The sequence below is a fragment of the Paenarthrobacter sp. TRD_SC_7 genome, assembly GCF_056156245.1.
In genome coordinates this window covers 4,125,560-4,147,149 of sequence record NZ_CM149587.1, presented here as the reverse complement: position 1 = coordinate 4,147,149, position 21,590 = coordinate 4,125,560, and the positions used below count along the sequence as shown (strand labels likewise).

The window sequence follows — 21,590 nt, the reverse complement described above, 5'->3', positions numbered from 1 at the left end:
AACGAAGTCCAAAATCCGGTTGTGGCCAGAGGTTCGCAGGAACCACGTGAGAGTATGAACGAATGAGCGATCTGAACAACATTCAGCCCACGGATGAGGCTTCGGACGACACCCCCGTGGAGGGAACAATGCTGGACGAGGGCCTCGAGACGCCCAATGGACAGCAACCCCGGCCGGAAGGGGTGGAGAAGGAGGCCAGGCCCAAGGGAGGAAACCTTCACGAACTCGTTGACGAGCCAGCCAAGGTGATGCGGATCGGCACCATGATCCGCCAGCTCCTGGAAGAAGTTAAGGCCGCGCCGTTGGACGACGCCGCTCGCGGTCGCCTTGCCGAGATTCATGAGCGGTCCATCAAGGAACTTGAAGACGGGCTGGCTCCTGAACTCATCGAGGAGTTGGAACGGATCAGCCTGCCCCTCCCGGACGAAAAAGCCCCTTCTGATGCGGAGCTTCGCATTGCGCAGGCACAACTCGTTGGCTGGCTTGAGGGCTTGTTCCATGGCATTCAGGCTGCGATCGCCGCACAGCAGGCCGCCAAGGAGCACGCTGCCGCGCAGATGCAACTCCGTCAGCTCCCGCCGGGAACTGTGATTGCGCCGGGCATCGTCATCGGCGAGAACGGCCAACCGCAGCGGGCGGCTGCACCCGGCGCGCCGGGCGCTGCTGCCCAAGGCCGCCGGGAAGACCCCGACCACGGCCCGGGCCAGTACCTCTGAGTTCGCAGGTGGGTTTCTTTGGGGCCGTCCGTCAAGGGCGGAAGGACGATCTGGAGCTTGGTAAGGGATTGTGGCGCCGAGCCCATGATCGTTTTCATCGTGGGCTGGACCGGTACCACCAGGTCCTTGAGGGCGTGGATGATGAGCAGCTCTACATCGAGCTGGTGCAAATAGCCAACGAACTTGCCGAGCTATCACCTCGGGTGAGGATGATCTGCGTCGAGGCACAGAAACGGTCTCCGAGCGACGGATTGGATGTCCCGGGAGCACTTGCCGGGGTGCACCGCGCCCTGTCCAAAGCAGGAAATTCCCTGGCCACTACGGCTGAGGCCGCAGCTATGTTGAGGTTGGCCGTGGGACCCGTTCCAGTGGGCGCGTTGTCCGTTCGACGCCGGGCGGAATCAGTTTTCGAGCAGGTTGCTGACGCGGAGCGTCAACTGGGAGCCTGAAACCCAGCTGCGCTAAATGAGGCGCATTAGCAACTACCCGCGCACGCCTTTATTCCCTGCATGCAAGAAGTTAAGCGCATAGCTGATCTGCGTAACATTCGGCGCTTTTCGCGACTGCTTGCTGGGAGGATGGCAAACATGACTTCGTCACCAACACTTACTTTCAACGACGGCAACACCATCCCCCAACTCGGCTACGGGGTGTGGCAAGTTGAAGACGATGTAGCCGAAAAGGTGGTGCGCCAGGCTTTCGAAGCCGGATTCCGCCACATCGATACCGCCAAGATCTACGGCAACGAGGCAGGCGTCGGCCGTGCCATTGCTTCCTCCGGCCTTTCCGCCGAGGAAATCTTCATCACCACCAAGTTGTGGAACGCAGACCAGGGCTACGAGTCCACACTCGCAGCTTTCGAGGAGTCCATGGACCGTCTCGGCCTCGAGACCCTGGACCTTTACCTGATTCATTGGCAGCAGCCCAAACAGGAAAAGTATGTTGACACCTGGAAGGCCCTCATCGAGCTCAAGAAGCGCGGCCGGGTCAAGTCCATCGGTGTCTCCAACTTCACCAAGGAAGGCCTGCAGCACATTATCGATGAGACCGGTGTGGTTCCGACCATCAACCAGGTTGAACTGCACCCGTTCTTCAACCAGGCCGAGCTTCGCGAATTCAACGCTTCCAAGGGCATCCTGACCCAGGCCTGGTCCCCGCTTGGCCAGGGCGGCGAGCTGCTCGAAAGCGCCACCGTGGCTGAGATCGCCGCCAAGCATGATGCCACTCCGGCGCAGGTCATCATTGCCTGGCACCTTGCCATCGGCAACGTCGTGATCCCCAAGTCCGTCACCGAGTCCCGCATTCAGGAGAACTTCGCGGCGCTCAACGTCACGCTGGATGCCACTGACATCGAGGCCATCAATGGCCTGGACCGCGGTGCTGAAGGCCGCATCGGACCGGACCCGGCAGTCTCCGACTTCGCCTAAACCCCGAGTTTTACCGCGGTGCCCCGTCCCCCTTGGGGGCGGGGCACCTGCCGTTAACGCTCGACGGCGCCACTCGCTTCGGCGGGGCAGCGCAACGTCGCTCAAAGCGGAGGAGCCGCGAACTTATTTCACCATTCGGCGTCCAAACAATTGCGGTCGTCCTAGGATGGGCCCATGGGGGATATGGAAGGTCTTTTTGACGGGCCTGCATCCGGGCTGCCCGCATCACTTTCCTCCAAGACTGCGCTGTATCGGCCAGCGTCGGAGGACGAGGCTCCGGTCAAGCACCTGGCCGGTTACGCGCCGTTCATGGTGTTCTGCCAAAGCAGCGGCGTTCCCGCAGAGAACCTTGCTATTGACTTAGCCAGCCTGCTCGCCTTCTTGCGAACCAACGTCGACCTAATCTTGCGCGACCCCAAGCTACGCGATGCTGCCACCATTTTCGTCGGGAACGTCATTGTGTCGATGCGCCCGGAAGCACACTGGAGGGTCATGGCGGACGGATCCCGCGAAGCCGGTGACCGCGGCATGATGATAACGGTGGACCGCTTGTTTGACGGCTTGGCGGAAGTCGACGACACCATGGTGGCCGGACTTGTCACCCGTCTTAGGGAGTGGTCAACTGACGAACTGGACGAAACTGCGCTTCCCGAATTGCGGCCCGTTCCTGTGGGGCAGGCCCATGATCTTTATGAGCGGCCGGAGCTGCCGAACCACGAATATCGTGATGCCGACGGCCAAGTGATCCAGTACGGGAACCGATGGGGCGGTGAGAGCCCACCGGAGGACTCCTCCAGCGTGGAAACCCACGTTGAACGCTTCGAAGGCCTCCACAAGGTAGCCCGATCCCTACTTGAGTACTTGGAGAGCGCATACGACGTCGACGTCAGCCTGGATCCTGCCCACGCGATGGAGGTCTCCCTGAACACTGTCGAGGTGATCGCCGTGGCACGCCTGACGCCGCGCGACCCTCTAGCGGCGCCATTGACGTTCGTCTGGACAAGTTTCCCGGGTGTCGTGGTCCGCGCGGGTGCGCTGCACGACTTTCCATTTCCCATCTGCGGCTGTGACGCTTGTGACGAAACGGCTGAGAGCGAAGCGTCCCGCTTGGAGGAGCTGGTCCTTGGAGTTGCAGCAGGAGGGTATGGCGAACGTTACCCGGTGGGACGGGAGCGCTGGGCAGAGTATACGCTTTTTACCGCTGACGGATCAGGCAGCCGCAGCGGGAGGGGGCCGCAGGGGACTACCCCGGCTCAGCTCGCCGCCGCGGAGGAACGACTCAAAGCAGTACAAAATGGCTGGAGGCCATGGCCGCCAAGGAAGACCCGGAGTGCCCGCGACTGACCTGATCGCGAGGACCCGATGTGGGGGGGAGCAGTTGTGAAAGTCGTGCTTTATGTTGTGTGGGCGCTATTCGTGCTCGCCGTTATATGGACGCTTTTCAGCGCCATCAGGGAGATGAAACGCAGGGAGACGTTGGTCTCCAGGTGGCCCAAAGTCCTCGCGACTGTGACTGGAAACCGCTCCGGCTGGACCAATGGTGGGGGCAGCTCCACCCGCAACCGCCGTTTCCGGCCGTACTACCAGTTCAGCGACTCCCGCGGTGTTGTCTACGGGGGAGAATCTGATGTCTCAACGGTGAACGAAACCCTACCCGGCTCACCGCTGGCCGTGGCCTATAACCCTGCAGACCCACAAGAGTCCTACCAAGTCGTCAGCCAGTCCAAAATGCTGGTTGGCTGCCTGCTTCCCGTCTTCATGGCCTTCGCCGCGGGCTCATTGTGGTTCATCGGGATACTCCCCGTGGGATGACAAGCAGCAAACAAAAGCCCCGCCGGTTCAACGAACCAGCGGGGCTTTTTCTCTGAGCTTCCTATCAGAATCGAACTGATGACCTTTTCATTACGAGTGAAACGCTCTACCGACTGAGCTAAGGAAGCACCGCGTTCATCACCGGTTTCCCGGGCGATCACGCAAGACATAACTGTAATAGAGGCACCGCACCCGGGTCAAAACGAGGGCGGTGGAGGCCGTTGCGGGGATGTTCACCCGCCCGTCGGGCCGGGTTCAGGCGGTGGTTTCCCGGCAGCCGGAAGCTGGGGAATCAACTGTGGTGAGGTGCACCTGCCACGCATACAAACGAAGGAGCCGCTCAATGACCGGGGACGCTTTGACCAGGGACGCCAGCCACACACCGAATCGGTTGAGGTTGGCCGTCGTGGACATGGTGGGCACCACCATTACCGACGACGGCCGCACCGAGCGGGCCATGTCCCGGGCGCTTGTGGAACACGGGATCGAACCGGGCAGCAGCCGATTCGAGAGCATGCTCGGTTATGCAAGGGACACTATGGGTTTTTCGAAGATGACAGTCTTCAGCCACCTTTTCGACGACGCCGCGGTGGCCGAAAGCGCCAATAAGGTCTTCGAAAACGCCTATGACGAGCTCATTGAAGACGGCGGTGTCCGTGCCATTGCGGGAGCAGAGGACGCCATACTGTGGATGCGTGAGTCCGGCATGCAGATTTGCTTGGCCACGGGATTCGGCCGGCATACCCAAAACATGGTGCTGGAATCCCTGGGCTGGATGGGCCTAGCGGACCTTAGCCTCTGCCCTGCCGATGCCGGACGCGGACGGCCGTACCCGGACATGATCCTGACTGCCGTGCTCGCACTGGACCTCGATGACGTGCGCGAGGTTGCTGTGGTGGGCGATACCAGCTCGGACATGCTCTCGGGCGTCCGGTCGGGAGCGTCCCTCGTGGCCGGCGTCCTGACTGGCTCGCACTCAGAGGCGACGCTACGCGCGGCCGGAGCCACCGCCGTCGTGGACTCCATCAAGCAGCTCCCGCTCCTGGTGGAGAAGCTGGAAGCCAGGCACCTCTAGCACTTGAGGCCGTCCTGCGGCAGTTTGCCATCAACAAAGTAGTCGTCGACGGCGGTGCTGACGCACGAGTTCGCGCGGCCGTAGGCTGTGTGCCCCTCACCTTCCCACGTGACGAGGGAAGCATTCTCAAGCTGCTTGCGCAGCGACTGGGACCACTCGAGCGGGGTGGCGGGATCACCGGTGGTACCGACCACCACAATGGGTGCAGATCCGTTGTATTCCGCTGGCGCGGGAGTGCGCGTGCTGGGGTAGGGCCAGTCCTTGCAGGTGACACCGCCGTAGGCGAAGAACGCACCGAACGTGGGGGAATCCTGCATGAGGCGGACTTCTTCAGCCCGCATGCCGGCAGTGTCCGTAACCATCGGATAGTCCAGGCAGTTGATGGCCTGGAATGCGAAAGCGGAGTTGGAGCTATAAGTGCCGTTGGGTTCGCGGTCGGCGCCCAGGTCCGCAAGCCGCATCATCTGGGACACGTCTCCGGAAAAGGCGCTGTCCAGGGCTTGGGTGAGCGCCGGCCAGCTTTGGTCGTTGTAGAGGGGCAGGATGAGGCCGTTGACGAAGTCGTTGGCTGTCACCAGACGGCCGTCTTTGGCGGTCTGGGGGTTCTGATCCACGGCATTGATGAGCTCTTGGATTTCCTGGACGCCGTTGTCCACGGAGCCGCTCAAGGGACACTCTTGCTGGCCCTGGCAGTTGGTCACGTATGTGCGGAGGGCCCTTTCGAAGGCACGTGCCTGGCCGGCCGTCAGTTCCTCGTTGCTGATGGCTGGGTCCACGGCGCCGTCAAGGACCACGCGGCCCACGTTGTCCGGAAAGAGCGCAGCGTACGTCGATCCGAGGAACGTGCCGTAGGAGAAGCCCAGGTAGTTGAGCTTGGCATCATTCGCCACCGCGCGCAGGATGTCCAGGTCTTTGGCAGCGCTCACGGTATCGATGTGTCCCAGAACGTCCCCGGTCTGCTCGGCGCACTGCTCAGCGAACGCCTTGTTGAAGGCAAGCGCGGCGGCCAGTCCTTCGTCAGTGTTCTTGCGGAACACCTTTTCGCGGGCGGCATCACGTTCGGCATCGGTCATGCAGGTCACCGGAGCAGAGCGACCCACACCCCGTGGATCAAAACCGACCACATCGTAGTTCGCCCGCACCTTCTCGGTGAAGTGGGTGTTGCCGGCATCTTTGATGAAATCCACGCCGGAGCCACCAGGTCCGCCCGGGTTTACCAGGATAGACCCTTGTTTGTTTCCGGTGCTGGGCAACTTGATGACGGAAAGGGTGATGTCCCCGGATGCCGGATTAGCGTAATCCATGGGCACTTGGACCTTGCCGCAATGGAAACCGTCCTCGCAAGAGCTCCACTCCACGGTCTGCGAATAGAACTTCTCAAGACCCTCGGGTGCTGAGGCCGCGATGGAAGGGTCCACCGTGCTGGTGGACGGTTTGGCCGTGGGAGTTGGCAGGAAGGGGATGGTGCACGAGCTGAGTACCAGCATGGAAGCAAGGGCAACGCACAGTGCAGCGAACCCGCGGCTACGTCCCCCTGGCCCTGTGACACCCCGGGTTGCCGAACCACCACCCGCATCAAGCTGGGCAGACCGGTCCCTTGAAGGGGTACCGGCGGACCGGCGGGGTGCGGACTTCATGCATTCTCCTATTGCTGGATAAGGCTCGTGGCCATGGACTCGACAGCCAACAGCGGCGCCACGTTGGTGGTGGTAATTCGGACACGGGCTTTGTTGATGGCGTCCATTCGCGCCAAGGTGGTTTCCGGCGTTGAATGGCCCGCGTATTCTTCGAGTTCGCTCTTGAGTTCAACGTTAACCAGTTCCACTGCGTTCCCCAGTTGGATGATCAGTACGTCCCGGTAGAAGGACAGCAGATCCGTCAGCGTGCGGTCCAACGAATCAGTGATGGAGCGCTTGGCACGCCGCTTCTGGTCGTCTTCGAGCTGCTTGACCTGGCTGCGCATGGACGGCGGGAGAGTGCCGGACTCAGGAGCGCCCAAGCTTGCAAGCAGCGCGATCTTCTCTGCGGCGTCGCGTTCGTCGTTGGAGCTGTTGGCTTCTTCGGTGGCGATCTTGACCAACTTTTCGGCCATCATCACGGCAGCGGTGACGCCCCGAAGACCAAGGGGAATACGAACGGTATCCATCCGACGTTGCCGCGCATCGGCGTCGCGGGCCAACCGCCGGGCGATCCCTATATGGCTTTGCGCCGCACGCGCCGCACGGTCCGCGAGTTGGCGTTCGACGCCGTCGCGCCTCACCAAAAGGTCAGCGACGTCGGAAGCCGGCGGCAGCCGCAGACTTACCGGACGGCAACGGGAACGGATGGTGACGAGGACGTCCGCGGGCGAGGGGGCGCACAGCATCCAGATGGTGCGGGGAGTGGGTTCCTCGATAGCTTTCAGCAGCACGTTGGTGGTGCGCTCGGCCATGCGGTCCGCGTCCTCCACCACGATGATCCGCCACCGGCCCGTGGCCGGCCGGTCGCCTGCTTTGGACACGAGTTCGCGGGCTTCGTCGATGGTGATGGTGACCTTTTCGGTGCGCACGAACGTTACATCCGAGTGCGTCTCACCGAGGATCGTGTGGCACGCCGCGCACTCGCCGCAGCCACGCATGGTGACGTCGTCCTGCTCGCAGTTCAAGGCGGCGGCGAACGCTTTGGCCGCGTTGGAACGGCCGGATCCGGGCGGTCCGGTGAAGAGCCATGCATGGGTGAGGCCGGTATCGCCCTGCGCCGCCTGCCTCAGTTGCGCGACGACGGATGCCTGCCCTTGAAGGTCGTCCCAGACGCTCACGTGCGGTCGCCCAACAGCAACTCCACCCGTTCCAGGATCCGCGCAGCCAGCGTTTGAATGTCGGCGCTGGCGGGCAGGACGAGGTAGCTCGACGGCGCAGCCTCAGCAAGGTCCAGGAACGCGTGGCGGATGGCGGAATGGAAAGCGTCGGGCTCGGACTCCAACCGGTCCTCGGTGGCTTCCCCGGCAGTTCGGCGTTGGCGGCCGTCGGAGGGATCGACGTCGAGCAGTACTGTAAGGTCCGGATGCAGGCCTTCGGTGGCCCATTCGTTGAGTGACAAAACGCCTTCGGCACCCAGGCCGCGGCCGGCACCTTGATAGGCGACGGACGAATCGATGTAGCGGTCCGTGATGACCACGGTTCCGTCGGCCAGTGCGGGCCGGATCACCTGGCTGGCATGGGCGGCGCGGGCGGCGGCGAACATGAGGGCCTCAGTGCGGGGATCGATGGTACCGTGCCCGTGGTCAAGGACCAGGGAACGCAATTTCTCACCGATGGGGGTGCCGCCTGGTTCGCGGGTGCGCAGCACGGAAAAACCCCGGGACTCGAGGGCGTCGGAGAGCCGGGCAGCCTGGGTGGACTTGCCCGCTCCGTCCCCGCCTTCGAAGGCGATGAAAAGGCCTGGGCTCTTAATACTCACTCGACTAGCCTACCGATCACCGGCATACGAGACGGCCTTCATCCACAGCATCGCCCAGCACTACGCTGAAACCATGAGCCTTTCCGATCAGCACGCCGCCGAATTGTCTCCGGAAACCGTTGTAGTTGCCGCCGGCCGTCCCGAGCGCGCCCACGACGAGCCGGTGAATCCGCCCATCGTCCTGTCCTCCACATACTTCGGAACAGGTTCATTAAGCGATGGAGATCGCGGCTACGGACGCTACGCGAACCCCACCTGGGATCCGTTCGAGGACGCGTTGGCCAAACTGGAAGGCGCCACGCTCCCGGGCCTGCTCTATGCCTCCGGCCTGGCAGCTGTCAGCTCCGCGTTGTCGCTGGTTCCCGCCGGCGGTGTGGTGGTGATGCCCTCGCACAGTTACGCAGGTTCCCTGGTCATGGCGACCGAACTGGCGGAGAAGGGCTTCCTGGAACTTCGCACCGTGGACATCACGGACACGGACGCCGTGAAGGCCCTCATCAGCCCTGAAAGCGGCAAGAAGGCGGACCTCCTCTGGTTGGAGAGCCCCACTAACCCCATGCTCGGTATCGCGGACGTCCGCGCCCTCACTGATGCCGCACACGCGGTGGGCGCGATCGTGGTCACGGACAATACCTTCTCCACGCCGTTGGTGCAGCAGCCCCTCAGCCTGGGTTCCGACGTCGTGCTTCACTCGGTGACCAAATATTTGGCGGGCCATTCCGACGTCGTCCTAGGCGCGTTGGTGACGTCCAACCCGGAGCTGCGCGCCACCCTGCTTCATCACCGGATCATCCACGGCGGGATCGCCGGACCGTTTGAAGCCTGGCTGGCACTTCGCGGCCTGCGCACCCTTGCGCTGCGGATCGGGCGTTCCCAAGCGTCCGCCGCGGCGCTCGCCGAACGACTCAGCGTCCATCCCCGCGTCGAAGCCATCCGGTTCCCCGGCCTCCCCACGGATCCTGGGCATGAGCGTGCAAAAGCGCAGATGAAGGGTTTCGGTTCCATTCTCTGCATCCAAATCGCCGGCGACGAACAGCGCAGCGGGGCCGACGCCGCAGACGAATTGGTTCGCGCCTTGCAGCTCTGGCTGCCGGCGACGTCTCTGGGTGGGGTTGAGTCACTGATTGAACGCCGACGCCGGCACACGGCTGAGCCGCTCAGCGTTCCGGAGAACCTGGTCCGGTTGAGCGTCGGGATCGAGAACGTGGAAGACCTCTGGTCCGACCTTGAGCAAGCGCTGAAGTCGCTGGACGGTTAGGCTGGGGGAGTGGACGGAAATTTCTTGATCGCTTACGTTACCAGCGGGGTTTACTGGATCCTTGGCTTGGTGGCACTTGCCTTGGAACTGTGGGCTTTCGCGGACTGTCTGCGGCACAAGCCGACGCTCTTCGTAGCGGCTTCGAAACGCACCAAGATGTTCTGGTTGGCACTCACCGGCGTGGCCGTCGCGATCGGGCTGCTGACACTCCCGACCGCCGGCAGCATGTTGATCTTCAGCATCGCTGCTGTCACGGCGGCCTGCGTCTACCTTGCCGATGTCCGTCCCGCCGTGCGTGAGGCCGGCAGTGGCGGCAACCGCAACGTCGGCCCCTACGGCCCTTGGTAACGGCGTTACTGTAAATCAGCCTTAGCGGGGCGCCACCGCATCCCACGCCACGGTCAGTTCGCCAAGGCGCCACCGCGAGGGACCATCCTGAAGCGGCCACCCGGCGTCGCGCAGTGAACGGCACATTCCCGTCCAGCGCTGCCGGTTCCCGAACGACGCCAACGGCGCCGCGTCCAGCCAGGCTTTGTCCATGGCCTGCAGGAACGCGTGGATTGCTTCGCCCGGGACATTTCGGTGAATGAGGGCTTTTGGCAGCCGCTCGGCGACCTCCGACGGCAGCTCAAAACTGCCGAACCGCACGGAAAAACTGAGGCTCAACGGGCGCTCCGCATCCAAGGCGACCCATGTGGCGCGCCGGCCGATTTCGTCGCAGGTGCCGTCTATGAACAGACCGCCGGGTGCCAAGCGCGACTGCACCAATCGCCAAATCCCGGTGACGTCCGCTTCCTCATATTGCCGCAGCACGTTGAAAGCACGCACCAACACGGGCTTGCCCGGCACCGGCACTTCGAAGCCGCCCACATGGAAGCTGAGCCCCGGCCGCTCCAGTGACTTGGCAGTCCGTACGCGCTCCGGTTCGATCTCGATTCCACAGACCCGCACATCCTATCGCACGGCCCGCAGCCGCTCAAAAAGCTCGACGGCGGTGGTGGGCGAGGCGCCATAGCCCAGGTCCACAACAAGGGGGTCGCCGGCGGCGCGCAGCCGCCACGCTTGCGGACCGGCAAGCCAACGGTCAAGGCGGCGCATGCGGTTGGGATTCGTGGTCCCGCGAGTGATGTTGCCAACCGGCTTTCCGCCCCGACTCCGGGGAGAGCCCACCCGTTCTGCTTTTTGCACCACGGCCCCACTTTATCTCGCGCGGACGTAACGCCGGGCAGGTCATGTAGCCGCTCGGCTAGGATGAAAACCATGACTTACAAGCTGATTCTGCTGCGCCATGGCCACAGCGACTGGAACGCCAAGAACCTGTTCACCGGCTGGGTGGACGTAGACCTGAACGATCAAGGCCGCGAAGAAGCAGTGCGCGGTGGAGAGCTCCTGGTTGAGAACGACATCCTCCCGGACATCCTCTATACCTCGCTCCTGAAGCGTGCCATCAACACCGCCAACATGGCGCTGGACAAGGCCAACCGCGGCTGGATCCCGGTCAAGCGCGACTGGCGCCTCAACGAGCGCCACTACGGCGCGTTGCAGGGCAAGGACAAAGCCCAGACACTGGCCGAGTTCGGCGAAGAGCAGTTCATGGAATGGCGCCGCAGCTACGACACCCCGCCGCCGCCCCTGTCCGACGACAGCGAATTCTCCCAGGCCCACGATGTCCGCTATAAGGATCTGGGCGAAGCCCTGCCGCGCACCGAGTGCCTTAAGGACGTCCTGGTCCGCCTTCTTCCTTACTGGGAATCGGACATCAAAGAAGACCTCAAGGCAGGCAAGACTGTTCTGGTTACGGCCCACGGCAACTCCCTGCGCGCCCTCGTGAAGCACCTGGACGGCATCAGCGACGAAGCTATCGCCGGCCTGAACATCCCCACAGGCATCCCGCTGGTGTACGAACTGGACGAGGACTTCCAGCCGATCACCCCCGGTGGAACCTACCTGGATCCCGACGCCGCAGCCCAGGCCATCCTCGCGGTGGCCAACCAGGGCAAGAAGTAAGGCTTCGCGGTTCTTCGCCGGATGCTCGGTCGTTCCTCCCTTAGACGCATCCCGGCCGAAGAACGCGCTGCGCCGCAGTTAAAGGCAGGCGGCCGGTCACCTTTGGTGACCGGCCGCCGTCGTTTGTTCTGCGGTAGGTGAAGGCTAGAAACCTTCAGGCTGCCATTCGCCGGTCACCAGGTAGGTGACCTTGCGGGCGACCGAGACGCCGTGGTCGGCGAAGCGCTCGAAGTAGCGGCTGGCGAGGGCGACGTCCACGGTGGTGGAAGGGCTTTCATTCCACTCGGGGGAGGCGATGGCCTTGAAGACACTGAGGTGGAGGTCGTCCACGGCGATGTTGATCTTGAGGATGTCGCGGGCTACCTCAAGATCGCGGGTCTCCAGCAGCTCGATCACCTTGGCGGTGATCTCGATGTCGTGCTGGGCCATGGCCTTGAAGGTCTGGGTCAGCGAAGCGGGGATCACGGTGGCCGGGTAGCGCAGGCGCGCCAGCTGGGCAACGTGACGGGCGAGGTCACCCATGCGTTCCAGCGACGCGCTCATACGCAGCGAACCCACAATCATGCGGAGGTCGCTCGCGACAGGGCCCTGCAGGGCAAGGATGTCGATGGCGCGCTCGTCGAGGCTGTTCTGCAGGAAGTCGATGCGGGCATCCGCCGCGATGACGTCCTGGGCAAGATCCACGTCGGCGCCTTCGAAGGAAGTAGTAGCCTTCGTGATTGCTTCGTGAACCAGCTTGGAGATCTCGATGAGGTCGTCACCTACCTGGGTGAGCTCCTCCTGAAAAACCTTGCGCACTAAGGCGTCCTTTCCTTGGAAATCCTGTTCCCATGGTGGGGGTCGGATTTCAAAACCATTGACAGTCCAACCAGTAACTGTGTCAGGGGCCAGTGAACTGTTCGGCTCCTTTAGATGAACGTTAGTTGAACCGTCCGCGTTTGGCGCCTGATCAATGCTTTGACGTGTTTCCACAGCATAAGCTGGACACGTGGATCCATTGCTCATAGGTGTCGTCGCAGGCCTCGTCGGCCTGTCGTTGGGCGTCTTTGGCATGCTCGCGTTCAGGATCAGTGAGCGACAACGGAGCATTGTTGACTTGGACGTGACCGAGCCTCTGCTGCCGGACGGCGCAGCGGAAGTACTAGCCGTCGTCGGGCGTGCCTTTGTAGTGGTGGACGCGATCGACGGCGTTGTCCGCGCGAGCCCCGCCGCATATGCGTACGGATTGGTACGTGGCCACACCGTGGTGCACAAACAGCTCTTGGATATGACCGCGAAAGTCCGCCGCGACGGCGTGATCCTGGAGAAGCAGTACGAACTCCCGCGTGGTCCCTTGGGCAAGGGCACCATTGTTGTCCAGGTCCGGGCAGCCATGCTTGGCCAGGAATACATTGTGTTGTTGGCGGACGACCGCACCGAGATCACCCGCACCGAGGAGATCCGCAACGACTTCGTGGCCAACGTGTCCCACGAGCTCAAGACCCCCGTCGGCGCCATCTCGCTCTTGGCCGAGGCCCTCGAAGCGTCGCCCGATGACGAGGAAGCAGTGCGGCGCTTCGCCAAACGCATGCATAAGGAATCCGGGCGGCTCGCCGCCCTGGTCCAGGACATCATTGAACTTTCCCGCTTGCAGGGCGCCAACGTTGCCCAGCAGGGCCACGCCGTGGACATCAACACTGTCATCTCAGAAGCGGTGGACCGGTCGCAGCTGCCGGCGGAGAGCAAGAACATCCAGATAGCGGTAGGCGGCCATTCAGAATCCCTGGTCTTCGGCGACCGCGACCTCTTGGTCACAGCCCTCCGCAACCTGATCGACAACGCCATCCGCTACTCACCCGAAAACACGCGGGTGGGTGTCGGCGTCCGGACGCGGGAGGGCGTCGTCGCCATCTCTGTCACGGACCAAGGTGAGGGCCTGACGCCGGAGGACCAGGAGCGCGTATTCGAGCGTTTCTACCGCGTGGACTCTGCGCGATCCCGCCACACTGGCGGCACGGGCCTCGGGCTCAGCATCGTCAAGCACGTGGTGTCCAACCACGGCGGCGAGGTGACCGTGTGGTCCCAGCCTGGCCAAGGGTCAACCTTCACCATCCGCCTGCCGGAGATGGAAGGCCAGGACGACGACGCCGGCCTTCCGACTGCCACTGCGGCTACGCCAGCCGAATTTCCGGCGACTGCTGCCGCCGTCGAGCCCCATCACGCGATACAACCCAGGGGCGCCACCGGCGCCCAAGAGCAAGGAGCCAGCGCTTGAGCCGGATACTGATTGTGGAGGACGAAGAGTCCTTCAGCGACCCCCTGTCCTATCTCTTGGGCAAAGAGGGTTTCGACGTCGAGGTAGTGGATAACGGCAGCGACGCCTTGGTGGAGTTCGACCGAAACGGCGCGGACCTCGTCCTTCTGGACTTGCAGTTGCCGGGAACGCCGGGGACGGAAGTGTGCCGACAACTTCGCCAGCGCTCCAGTGTCCCTGTCATCATGCTGACGGCCAAAGACTCGGAAATCGACAAGGTTGTTGGCTTGGAGCTTGGCGCCGACGATTATGTCACCAAGCCCTACTCCTCCCGCGAGCTCGTAGCTCGTGTTCGTGCGGTGCTGCGTCGGCAGGGCGAGCCGGAGGAACTCATCACGTCCACCGTGCAGGCTGGTCCTGTACGCATGGACATCGAACGCCATGTGGTGAGCGTCAATGGGGAACAGGTTTCCCTGCCGCTAAAGGAATTCGAGCTGCTGGAGATGCTGCTCCGAAACTCAGGCCGGGTTTTGACGCGTGGTCAGCTGATCGACCGCGTGTGGGGTTCGGACTACGTGGGGGACACCAAGACACTTGACGTCCACGTGAAGCGGCTGCGCAGCAAGATCGAACCTGATCCCTCTGCCCCGCGTTACCTGGTCACAGTGCGCGGACTGGGCTATAAATTCGAGCCGTAAAGCTTCCCTCGCCGGGGACGCGCATATTCCTTGGCGCCACGGAGAGCGGTTGGCGACACCCGGATTGGGGTGTCGCCAGTCCGGCAGGGTGAGACTGGTGAATATGGGTGTCCGCAGCGGCAGCCACATACTACGAAGGAAGGGTCCCGCCGCAGCGGGACCCTTCCTTCGTCATATGGCTTGCGGTGTCTTACCTGCTAGTGTCCGGCGGCCGGGGCCTCTGAGGACGTAGCCGTGGACGTCGACGTCGGCGTTGCCGTCGGGGTCGGCGTGGTGGGCAGGTACTTGGCGTACTCGGGCAGGGTGCCGTCAACCACCGGGACATTGACCGTAGCGGAATCGGATCCGCTGCGGATGGTGATCGGTGTCAGACCACCGGGGATGACACCCGCGGTGCTGAGGATCGCTGCATCCGCGGTGTCGTTCAGGTACTTCTCCGCGTTGGCCTTGACCGGGATTTCGGTCTGGGCGCCGTTGGCACCACTCATGGTGAGGGTGGCGTCGGTGCTGGAGGTGTTGAAGACGGCGCCGATAACGCGGCCGGGCTCGTTCTCGCCCGAGGCAACAATCAGGATGTTGCGCAGCTGCAGGGAACCGAGATCAGCTTTGATCCCGTCCGATGCCGAGTATTGGTGGGTAGTCTGCTGGGCGTTGACGAATCCACAGCCGGTGACGGACAGAAGACCGACGCCGATTGCAGCCGCCGCAATTGCCAGCTTGCCGCGCTGGACAGGGTTCATCGCAGTATTGCGCACGACACCTACTCCTCAAGAGTCATTGGAACACTTTTCAGCCATAGCCTATCGGCAAACCCGCCGAAACAAGGATTCGGGAAGGCTGTGTGGCGCCGCCAACGGAGGAGATCTTGATCGCACATTGCTTGCTTGAAGCATCTTTCCAGGAATACGTCAAGACCTTGGAGGAAGTCGTTTAAGGCCTTATTCCCTTTATTGGCGCGGTAGAAGGGCCTGCCGGATGCCAGTCGTATGCCTTAATCGTGATAGACTAATCTGCGGGAAAGGGGAAAGTCCACATGGTTTTTGAGGTCGGCGAGACAGTAGTTTACCCTCACCACGGTGCAGCAAAAATTGAGGAAATCAAGATGCGCACCATCAAGGGCGAAGAGAAGATGTATCTCAAGCTCAAGGTGGCTCAGGGTGATCTGACCATTGAAGTTCCAGCAGAGAACGTTGACCTTGTTGGGGTCCGGGACGTAGTGGGCAAAGAAGGCTTGGAGCACGTATTTGACGTTCTCCGCGCCGAGTTCACTGAAGAGCCTACCAACTGGTCACGTCGTTACAAGGCGAACCTGGAGAAGCTTGCTTCAGGCGATGTCATCAAGGTGGCAGAGGTCGTTCGCGATCTTTGGCGTCGTGATCACGATCGCGGCCTTTCCGCAGGTGAGAAGCGGATGCTGGCCAAGGCGCGGCAGATTCTGATTTCAGAACTGGCCCTGGCTGAGAAGACGGACGAAGAGAAGGCTGCAAGCGTTCTTGACGAGGTCTTGGCTTCCTAAGAATTGATCCCCGGTGGTGCGAAAGCGCCGCCGGGTTTCTTTTTGCCATGAAGTAGCCGCAGCAGCGCGGAGTTACCCGGCATGTGGGTATTCCATGCACATTCCGCATAATCTTGGGCGCATGAGTATTCCTTCCAAGCGCGCCGTCACCGCCGTGATCGTGGTTGCTGCCGGCTCCGGTGAACGTCTCGGCTACGGCATGCCCAAAGCCCAGGTTCCGCTGGGCGGCGAAACCATCCTGATGCATGCCCTCCGTGGTGTGGTTGCCTCGGATGTCGCGCGCCAGATCTGCGTCGCCGTCCCCAAGGGGGACACGGTCCTGCGCGCGTCGATCTCCGAGTTCACCATTGACCTGGTGGACGGCGGCCCCGAAATTTCAGTTGTCGACGGCGGTTCCTCCCGCGCCGATTCAGTCCGCGCCGCCATGGCTGCGCTGGAGGACGGAACCGAATTGGTCCTGGTCCACGATGCCGCGCGTGCCCTGACCCCCGAGCGGGTTTTCCAACGCGTCTCCGACGCCCTCGCCTCGGGTGCGAAGGCCGTCATTCCCACCATGCCGGTGGTGGACACCATCAAGACCGTTGCCGACACGCACGGCTCAGACGCTTCCATCGCCCCGGAGGTAGTCACGGGGACCGCTCCCCGTGAAGAGCTCCGTGCCGTGCAGACTCCGCAAGGTTTCGAACTGGCCGTACTGCGCAGGGCACACGAAGCTGCCGGGCTCTTCGACGACAAGCAGTCCGCAGCCGTGACCGACGACGCGATGCTGGTGGAACTCCTTGGCGTTCCGGTCCACGCTGTCCGCGGGGCCAGCCAGTCGCTCAAGATCACCACCCCGTTGGACCTCATCATTGCTGAGGGCTTGCTGGAAGGCCCGCTCGGAATCCGGTGGGTGGAAGGCTAATGACACTGAACCAGGACTTGGTTCTTCCCCGCACCGGCGTTGGCATCGACGTCCATGCATTCGCACCCGAAAATGATCCCCAGCCGCTGTGGCTGGGCGGGCTCTTCTGGGAAGGCGAGCAAGGACTTTCAGGGCATTCCGACGGGGATTGCGTCGCCCACGCCGCCGCCGACGCACTCTTCTCCGCCTGCGGCATCGGTGACCTGGGCACCCATTTCGGCACGGACCGCCCCGAATTCGCCGGTGCCTCCGGGGTCAAGCTCCTCGGTGAAGCGGCACGCATCGTGCGCGCAGCGGGATTCGAGATTGGCAATGTCGCAGTGCAGTTCGTGGCCAACCGACCAAAGTTCGGGCCGCGCAGGGAAGAATCCCAGCGGGTGCTGAGCGAGGCCGCCGACGCTCCCGTAAGCGTCACAGCCACCACCAGCGATGGCCTGGGCTTCACAGGCCGTGGCGAAGGAATATCCGCTGTTGCCACGGCTCTCGTGTACCCGGTTTCCGGACACAAAGCGGCCGCATCCGAGCCCGGTCCCGCGAAAGGTGCGCCACATGGATAAGCCAAGCGCCGGCGTCGTGCGTTCCACTGTGTTGTCAGCAGGCTTGGCCGCGTCGCTCCTTCTAAGCGGTTGTGGAGGGACGCCAACAATGGATGTGGCAGCCAGCTGCGAGTTCCTGAACAACGACACCTTCAAGCCAGACGGCAACCAACAGCAGCAGTCCAAGCAAATCGCCGAGCACTACCACGAGATCGCGGACAAACTGGCCCCGGAGATCGGGAACCCCATCAAGGCGATGGCATCGATCATGGACGAAGCGGCGGCTTCATCCCTCGGGGCAGCCACCCAGGACCAGCAGGAGAAGCTCAAGGTGCAGTTCAACAAGATCGGCGAATACTGCAAGTAGGCAGGTCACGCCGCGTCATCGGCTAATCTGGAGCGGTGACCCTGCGCTTCTATGACACCGCCTCCGCCGAAGTCCGCGACTTCGTTCCCCTCGAAGACGGCAAGGCCAGCGTGTACTACTGCGGGGCCACAGTCCAAGGAATGCCGCACGTGGGCCACGTCAGGTCGGCCATCGCCTTCGACCAACTGACCCGCTGGCTCGAATTCCGTGGCCTGCGCGTCACTGTGGTGCGCAACGTGACGGACATCGACGACAAGATCCTGGCCAAGTCCGCACAGTCGTTCGGGCCGGACTGGGACGCCGAACCATCGGCACGCCAAGCTGAAGAGTGGTGGGCCTTGGCGTACCGCTACGAGCAGGAATTCGAGAACGCCTACGAATCCCTCGGCGTCCAACGGCCCACTTATGAACCCCGTGCCACCGGCCATATCCCTGAAATGCACGCGCTCATCCAGCGTCTCATCGATCGCGGCCACGCCTACCCCGCACTGGACGATTCCGGAGACGTCTACTTCGACGTTCGCTCGTGGAGCAAGTACGGCTCGCTGACGCGGCAGAATATCGATGACATGCAGGGAGCGCCCGACGCCGACCCTCGCGGCAAGCGTGATCCGCGCGACTTCGCGCTGTGGAAGGGTTTCAAAGACGGCGAACCCGTCACAGCCAAGTGGGAGTCCCCTTGGGGTGCCGGACGCCCGGGATGGCACCTCGAGTGCTCAGCCATGGTCACTAAGTATTTGGGCCCGCGGTTTGATATCCACGGTGGAGGACTGGATCTTCGCTTCCCGCACCACGAGAACGAGATGGCCCAGTCCCAGGCTGCCGGTGACGAGTTCGCCAACTTCTGGATGCACAACGGCATGGTCACGTACGAGGGCGAAAAGATGTCCAAGTCCATCGGAAACACCGTGAGCCCGGCCGAAATGCTGGAGCTCGCCTCACCGCGCGTGGTTCGGTATTACCTCGGCCAGGCCCACTACCGTTCCATCCTGGACTACCGGCCCACCTCTCTGCAGGAGGCCGCGGCCGCCGTCGAGCGCATTGATGGTTTCATTCACAAGGCATCTGCCAAGGTAGGCACGGACGCCTCGGACGTTTCCCCGCAGGCCAACATGCCCACTGCTTTCATCGCGGCCATGGACGACGACCTCAACGTGCCACAGGCCCTCGGTGTGCTGCACGAAACCGTCCGGGCAGGAAACACGGCCTTGGCTGGCGGCGACCTGGATGTCGCGAAGACCGCTCTCTACGGCGTGCTCTCCATGACCGAAGTTCTTGGCCTGGATTCGGTGAAACGTCCGGAAGCTGTCCAGGGGCGCGAGCATGCCGCTCTGGAAGTGCTGATCGAAGCTCAACTCGAAGCACGTGCCGCTGCCAGGGCCAACAAGGACTGGGCAGCATCCGATGCTATCCGCGACACACTCGCCGCGGCCGGCGTCGTCGTCGAAGATGGTGCGGATGGCGCCAGCTGGAGCCTCAAGCGCGACTGACAAACCGGCGCGACAGCCGAATTGCATCGGGTCAGTAGACTTGATTCCAGACTTACTCACAAAATCAAGGATGGAATCTCATGGCCAATAATGGTCGCCGGTCGGTCAAGCAGAAGAAGGGCCCCACCACCGGAACCGGTGGCCACGGCCGCAAGGCCTTGGAGGGCAAGGGTCCAACGCCCAAGGCGGAGGAACGCACCTACCACAAGGCATACAAGAACAAGCAGCTCGCTGAGCGCTCAGCAGCCAAGCGCGGATCGGGCACCCGTCCCGGTGGCGCCGGCGCCCGCTCGGGTCCCAAGGGCCGTGCCACTGAAGAGCTCGTGACGGGCCGTAACTCGGTGGTCGAAGCCCTCCGCGCAGGCATCCCGGCCAAGGCCCTGCACGTCGCCATCCGGATTGAGATGGACGACCGCGTCAAGGAATCCCTCAAACTCGCGGCTGAGCGTGGCATCCCGCTGCTCGAAACCGGCAAGGCTGAGCTGGACCGCATGACAGAGGACGCCGTCCACCAGGGCCTCGTTCTGCAAATCCCGCCGTACGAATACGAGGACGCTTACGACCTCGCTGAGGAAACCCTCGCCAAGTGGAAGAAGGGGCACATCTCCAACGCCCCCATCTTCGTTGCACTGGACGGCATCACCGACCCCCGCAACCTCGGCGCGATCATCCGCTCCGTATCCGCTTTCAGCGGCCACGGCGTCATCGTCCCCGAGCGTCGCTCCGTTGGTGTCACTGCGTCCGCGTGGAAGACCAGTGCCGGCGCCGCTGTCCGTGTCCCGGTTGCCCGTGCTGCGAACCTCAACAACGCGCTCAAGCAGTTCAAGAACATGGGCATCTACGTCCTTGGCCTGGACGGCGACGGCGATGTCTCGCTGCCCGACCTCACCGTTGCAACCGAGCCCGTCTGCATCGTGGTCGGTTCCGAAGGCAAGGGCCTCAGCAGGCTCGTCCGCGAAAACTGCGACCAGATCGTCTCGATCCCGATCGACTCCGCCATGGAGTCGCTCAACGCATCCATGGCCGTCGGAATCTCGCTGTACGAAGTGTCAAGGCAGCGCGCCGCCAAGTAGTTTCCCGCTAAGGCGCCGCAAGCGCCATCCTCCGCGTGCTCCCCACCGTCCCCCTAGCCTCGCAAGCTCGGCCAGGGAACCCTGACGGCGTGGGCCCAGTCCTCGCTTTGACGCACGCTTCCGGATGGCCCTTCCGGCGCCTTCGGACGCTCTTTCATGTCCCTCGGGTTTGAGCCGGTCGCTCTCTCACGTCCGTTGCTGGGGAGGGCTAGGGATGTGAGTGACCGTTAGAAGTCGCGGCGGTTGGCCAGCACTGGGAGTTTGGTGCGGGCATCCTCCACCACAGCGGGGTCGAGGTCGTAGAAAATGATGCCCGGTTCGCCTTCGAGGGCTTCCAAGACCTGGCCGAACGGGGACACGACGGCGGAGTACCCCACTCCGGTGGGCGCGGTGCCTTTGACCTCAACGCCTTGGGTGGCAGGATCTCCCTGGCCGCAGGCGAGCACGAACGTGGTGGTGTCCACTGCGCGGGCGCGGGCCAGAAGTTGCCACTGCTCGGCCTTACCCGGTCCGGATCCCCACGAGGCGGAAACGATATTCACAATGGCTCCGCGCTGTGCGTTAGCCGTAAACAGGGCAGGGAAACGGATGTCGTAACAGGTGGCCAACCCAAAGGTGAGGCCACCGGCGTCGAACGTTACCGGATCTGCACCCGCCTCAACGGTGTCCGATTCCGCGAAACCGAACGCGTCGAAAAGGTGTATTTTGTCGTAGCTCGTGTCCACGCCGGGCCCGGTGGCGAGGAGCGTGTTCCGCACGCGCGGGGATCCCGAATCGGAGGGAGTGCCCGGCGTGAACATGCCAGCCACGAGCACCAACTGAAGTTCGTCAGCGAGGGATCGCACCCGGCTCGCCCACGGCCCATCCAATGGTTCGGCAACGTCCAGCAGCGAGTTTCCGAACGCGCGCATCATCGCTTCCGGGAAGACCACCAGCTCGGCGCCACCCTCCTTGGCCCGGCGGGCGTACTCCTCAAGGAGCCGCAGGTTGTCGGCCAGATCCCGGCCGGTGATGACTTGGGCAAGTGCCACGCGCACGAT

General features: G+C 62.9%; 23 protein-coding genes, 1 tRNA gene and 1 pseudogene. 17 read left to right on the top strand and 8 right to left on the bottom strand.

The window, feature by feature from the left end; genetic code table 11:
* Positions 1-62 precede the first annotated feature (62 nt).
* The 5 genes from AC0J5Z_RS19715 to AC0J5Z_RS19695 all read left to right on the top strand — a co-directional run bounded on the left by AC0J5Z_RS19715 (position 63) and on the right by AC0J5Z_RS19695 (position 3,955).
* On the top strand, positions 63-716 hold the full coding sequence (locus AC0J5Z_RS19715; protein ID WP_475035720.1) for a bacterial proteasome activator family protein: 654 nt from the start codon (positions 63-65) through the stop codon (positions 714-716).
* An 8-nt stretch (positions 717-724) separates the two neighbouring features.
* Positions 725-1,165 (top strand): hypothetical protein, encoded by a 441-nt coding sequence (locus tag AC0J5Z_RS19710; RefSeq protein ID WP_475035718.1) that lies wholly within the window; start codon positions 725-727, stop codon positions 1,163-1,165.
* A gap of 138 nt (positions 1,166-1,303) precedes the next feature.
* Positions 1,304-2,143: an aldo/keto reductase gene (locus tag AC0J5Z_RS19705; protein WP_475035714.1), complete on the top strand. Its 840-nt coding sequence runs from the start codon at positions 1,304-1,306 to the stop codon at positions 2,141-2,143.
* A gap of 174 nt (positions 2,144-2,317) precedes the next feature.
* Positions 2,318-3,487: a DUF6226 family protein gene (locus AC0J5Z_RS19700; protein WP_475035712.1), complete on the top strand. Its 1,170-nt coding sequence runs from the start codon at positions 2,318-2,320 to the stop codon at positions 3,485-3,487.
* A 36-nt stretch (positions 3,488-3,523) separates the two neighbouring features.
* Positions 3,524-3,955 carry a DUF3592 domain-containing protein gene (locus tag AC0J5Z_RS19695; RefSeq protein WP_475035710.1) on the top strand — a complete coding sequence of 144 codons (432 nt, stop codon included), beginning with the start codon at positions 3,524-3,526 and terminating at the stop codon, positions 3,953-3,955.
* A gap of 55 nt (positions 3,956-4,010) precedes the next feature.
* Here the strand turns inward: AC0J5Z_RS19695 and AC0J5Z_RS19690 are convergent.
* Positions 4,011-4,083, bottom strand: a tRNA-Thr gene (locus AC0J5Z_RS19690).
* 215 nt (positions 4,084-4,298) lie between these two features.
* Here AC0J5Z_RS19690 and AC0J5Z_RS19685 point away from each other — a divergent pair.
* A complete protein-coding gene (locus AC0J5Z_RS19685; RefSeq protein WP_475035708.1) occupies positions 4,299-5,030 on the top strand; it encodes an HAD family hydrolase in 732 nt (243 codons plus the stop codon).
* Here the strand turns inward: AC0J5Z_RS19685 and AC0J5Z_RS19680 are convergent.
* From AC0J5Z_RS19680 to tmk, 3 genes are read right to left on the bottom strand one after another with little or no spacing between them, the layout of a single operon-like run.
* Positions 5,027-6,667: an alpha/beta hydrolase gene (locus AC0J5Z_RS19680; protein WP_475035704.1), complete on the bottom strand. Its 1,641-nt coding sequence runs from the start codon at positions 6,665-6,667 to the stop codon at positions 5,027-5,029. The genes AC0J5Z_RS19685 and AC0J5Z_RS19680 overlap by 4 nt on opposite strands.
* Positions 6,668-6,675: 8 nt before the next feature.
* A complete protein-coding gene (locus AC0J5Z_RS19675; RefSeq protein ID WP_475035701.1) occupies positions 6,676-7,827 on the bottom strand; it encodes a DNA polymerase III subunit delta' in 1,152 nt (383 codons plus the stop codon).
* Entirely contained in the window at positions 7,824-8,468 is a 645-nt protein-coding gene (gene tmk, locus AC0J5Z_RS19670) for a dTMP kinase (RefSeq protein ID WP_475035696.1), read from the bottom strand. Before tmk ends, AC0J5Z_RS19675 begins: the two co-directional genes overlap by 4 nt.
* Positions 8,469-8,541: 73 nt before the next feature.
* Between tmk and AC0J5Z_RS19665 the strand changes: the two genes are divergently transcribed.
* A complete protein-coding gene (locus tag AC0J5Z_RS19665; protein WP_475035694.1) occupies positions 8,542-9,726 on the top strand; it encodes a trans-sulfuration enzyme family protein in 1,185 nt (394 codons plus the stop codon).
* Positions 9,727-9,735: 9 nt separating this feature from the next.
* Positions 9,736-10,074 (top strand): DUF2516 family protein, encoded by a 339-nt coding sequence (locus AC0J5Z_RS19660; RefSeq protein WP_475035690.1) that lies wholly within the window; start codon positions 9,736-9,738, stop codon positions 10,072-10,074.
* 21 nt (positions 10,075-10,095) lie between these two features.
* Here AC0J5Z_RS19660 and AC0J5Z_RS19655 read toward each other — a convergent pair.
* A pseudogene (locus AC0J5Z_RS19655) lies at positions 10,096-10,917 on the bottom strand (class I SAM-dependent methyltransferase).
* 69 nt (positions 10,918-10,986) lie between these two features.
* On the opposite strand from AC0J5Z_RS19655, the gene AC0J5Z_RS19650 reads away from it, so the two are divergent.
* The gene (locus tag AC0J5Z_RS19650) at positions 10,987-11,733 is read left to right on the top strand and encodes a phosphoglyceromutase (protein ID WP_475035687.1); all 747 of its coding nucleotides are present in this window, start codon (positions 10,987-10,989) and stop codon (positions 11,731-11,733) included.
* 144 nt (positions 11,734-11,877) lie between these two features.
* Here the strand turns inward: AC0J5Z_RS19650 and phoU are convergent, their stop codons facing one another.
* Entirely contained in the window at positions 11,878-12,531 is a 654-nt protein-coding gene (gene phoU, locus AC0J5Z_RS19645) for a phosphate signaling complex protein PhoU (RefSeq protein ID WP_017198057.1), read from the bottom strand.
* Positions 12,532-12,730: 199 nt separating this feature from the next.
* On the opposite strand from phoU, the gene AC0J5Z_RS19640 reads away from it, so the two are divergent.
* Both AC0J5Z_RS19640 and AC0J5Z_RS19635 read left to right on the top strand, forming a co-directional pair.
* On the top strand, positions 12,731-13,987 hold the full coding sequence (locus tag AC0J5Z_RS19640; RefSeq protein ID WP_475039801.1) for a sensor histidine kinase: 1,257 nt from the start codon (positions 12,731-12,733) through the stop codon (positions 13,985-13,987).
* Positions 13,984-14,664, top strand: coding sequence for a response regulator transcription factor (locus AC0J5Z_RS19635; RefSeq protein WP_020608526.1), 681 nt, complete (start codon positions 13,984-13,986; stop codon positions 14,662-14,664). The genes AC0J5Z_RS19640 and AC0J5Z_RS19635 overlap by 4 nt, the downstream gene beginning before the upstream one ends.
* Before the next feature lie 197 nt (positions 14,665-14,861).
* Here AC0J5Z_RS19635 and AC0J5Z_RS19630 read toward each other — a convergent pair whose 3' ends face one another.
* Positions 14,862-15,404 (bottom strand): hypothetical protein, encoded by a 543-nt coding sequence (locus tag AC0J5Z_RS19630; RefSeq protein ID WP_475039799.1) that lies wholly within the window; start codon positions 15,402-15,404, stop codon positions 14,862-14,864.
* A gap of 293 nt (positions 15,405-15,697) precedes the next feature.
* Between AC0J5Z_RS19630 and AC0J5Z_RS19625 the strand changes: the two genes are divergently transcribed.
* From AC0J5Z_RS19625 to rlmB, 6 genes are all read left to right on the top strand, one after another.
* Complete coding sequence (locus tag AC0J5Z_RS19625; protein ID WP_011690592.1) at positions 15,698-16,180, top strand: CarD family transcriptional regulator; 483 nt, start codon at positions 15,698-15,700, stop codon at positions 16,178-16,180.
* A 121-nt stretch (positions 16,181-16,301) separates the two neighbouring features.
* Positions 16,302-17,084, top strand: a complete 783-nt coding sequence (gene ispD / locus AC0J5Z_RS19620) for a 2-C-methyl-D-erythritol 4-phosphate cytidylyltransferase (protein WP_475035685.1) — start codon at positions 16,302-16,304, stop codon at positions 17,082-17,084.
* On the top strand, positions 17,084-17,641 hold the full coding sequence (gene ispF, locus AC0J5Z_RS19615; RefSeq protein ID WP_475035681.1) for a 2-C-methyl-D-erythritol 2,4-cyclodiphosphate synthase: 558 nt from the start codon (positions 17,084-17,086) through the stop codon (positions 17,639-17,641). Before ispD ends, ispF begins: the two co-directional genes overlap by 1 nt.
* Complete coding sequence (locus AC0J5Z_RS19610; protein WP_475035680.1) at positions 17,634-17,987, top strand: hypothetical protein; 354 nt, start codon at positions 17,634-17,636, stop codon at positions 17,985-17,987. Before ispF ends, AC0J5Z_RS19610 begins: the two co-directional genes overlap by 8 nt.
* Positions 17,988-18,022: 35 nt before the next feature.
* Positions 18,023-19,477, top strand: coding sequence for a cysteine--tRNA ligase (cysS, locus tag AC0J5Z_RS19605; RefSeq protein WP_475035679.1), 1,455 nt, complete (start codon positions 18,023-18,025; stop codon positions 19,475-19,477).
* Positions 19,478-19,557: 80 nt separating this feature from the next.
* Positions 19,558-20,550: a 23S rRNA (guanosine(2251)-2'-O)-methyltransferase RlmB gene (gene rlmB / locus AC0J5Z_RS19600; protein ID WP_475035678.1), complete on the top strand. Its 993-nt coding sequence runs from the start codon at positions 19,558-19,560 to the stop codon at positions 20,548-20,550.
* A gap of 227 nt (positions 20,551-20,777) precedes the next feature.
* Here rlmB and AC0J5Z_RS19595 read toward each other — a convergent pair whose 3' ends face one another.
* On the bottom strand, positions 20,778-21,587 hold the full coding sequence (locus AC0J5Z_RS19595) for a carbon-nitrogen hydrolase family protein (RefSeq protein ID WP_475035677.1): 810 nt from the start codon (positions 21,585-21,587) through the stop codon (positions 20,778-20,780).
* Between the last annotated feature and the right edge of the window lie 3 nt (positions 21,588-21,590).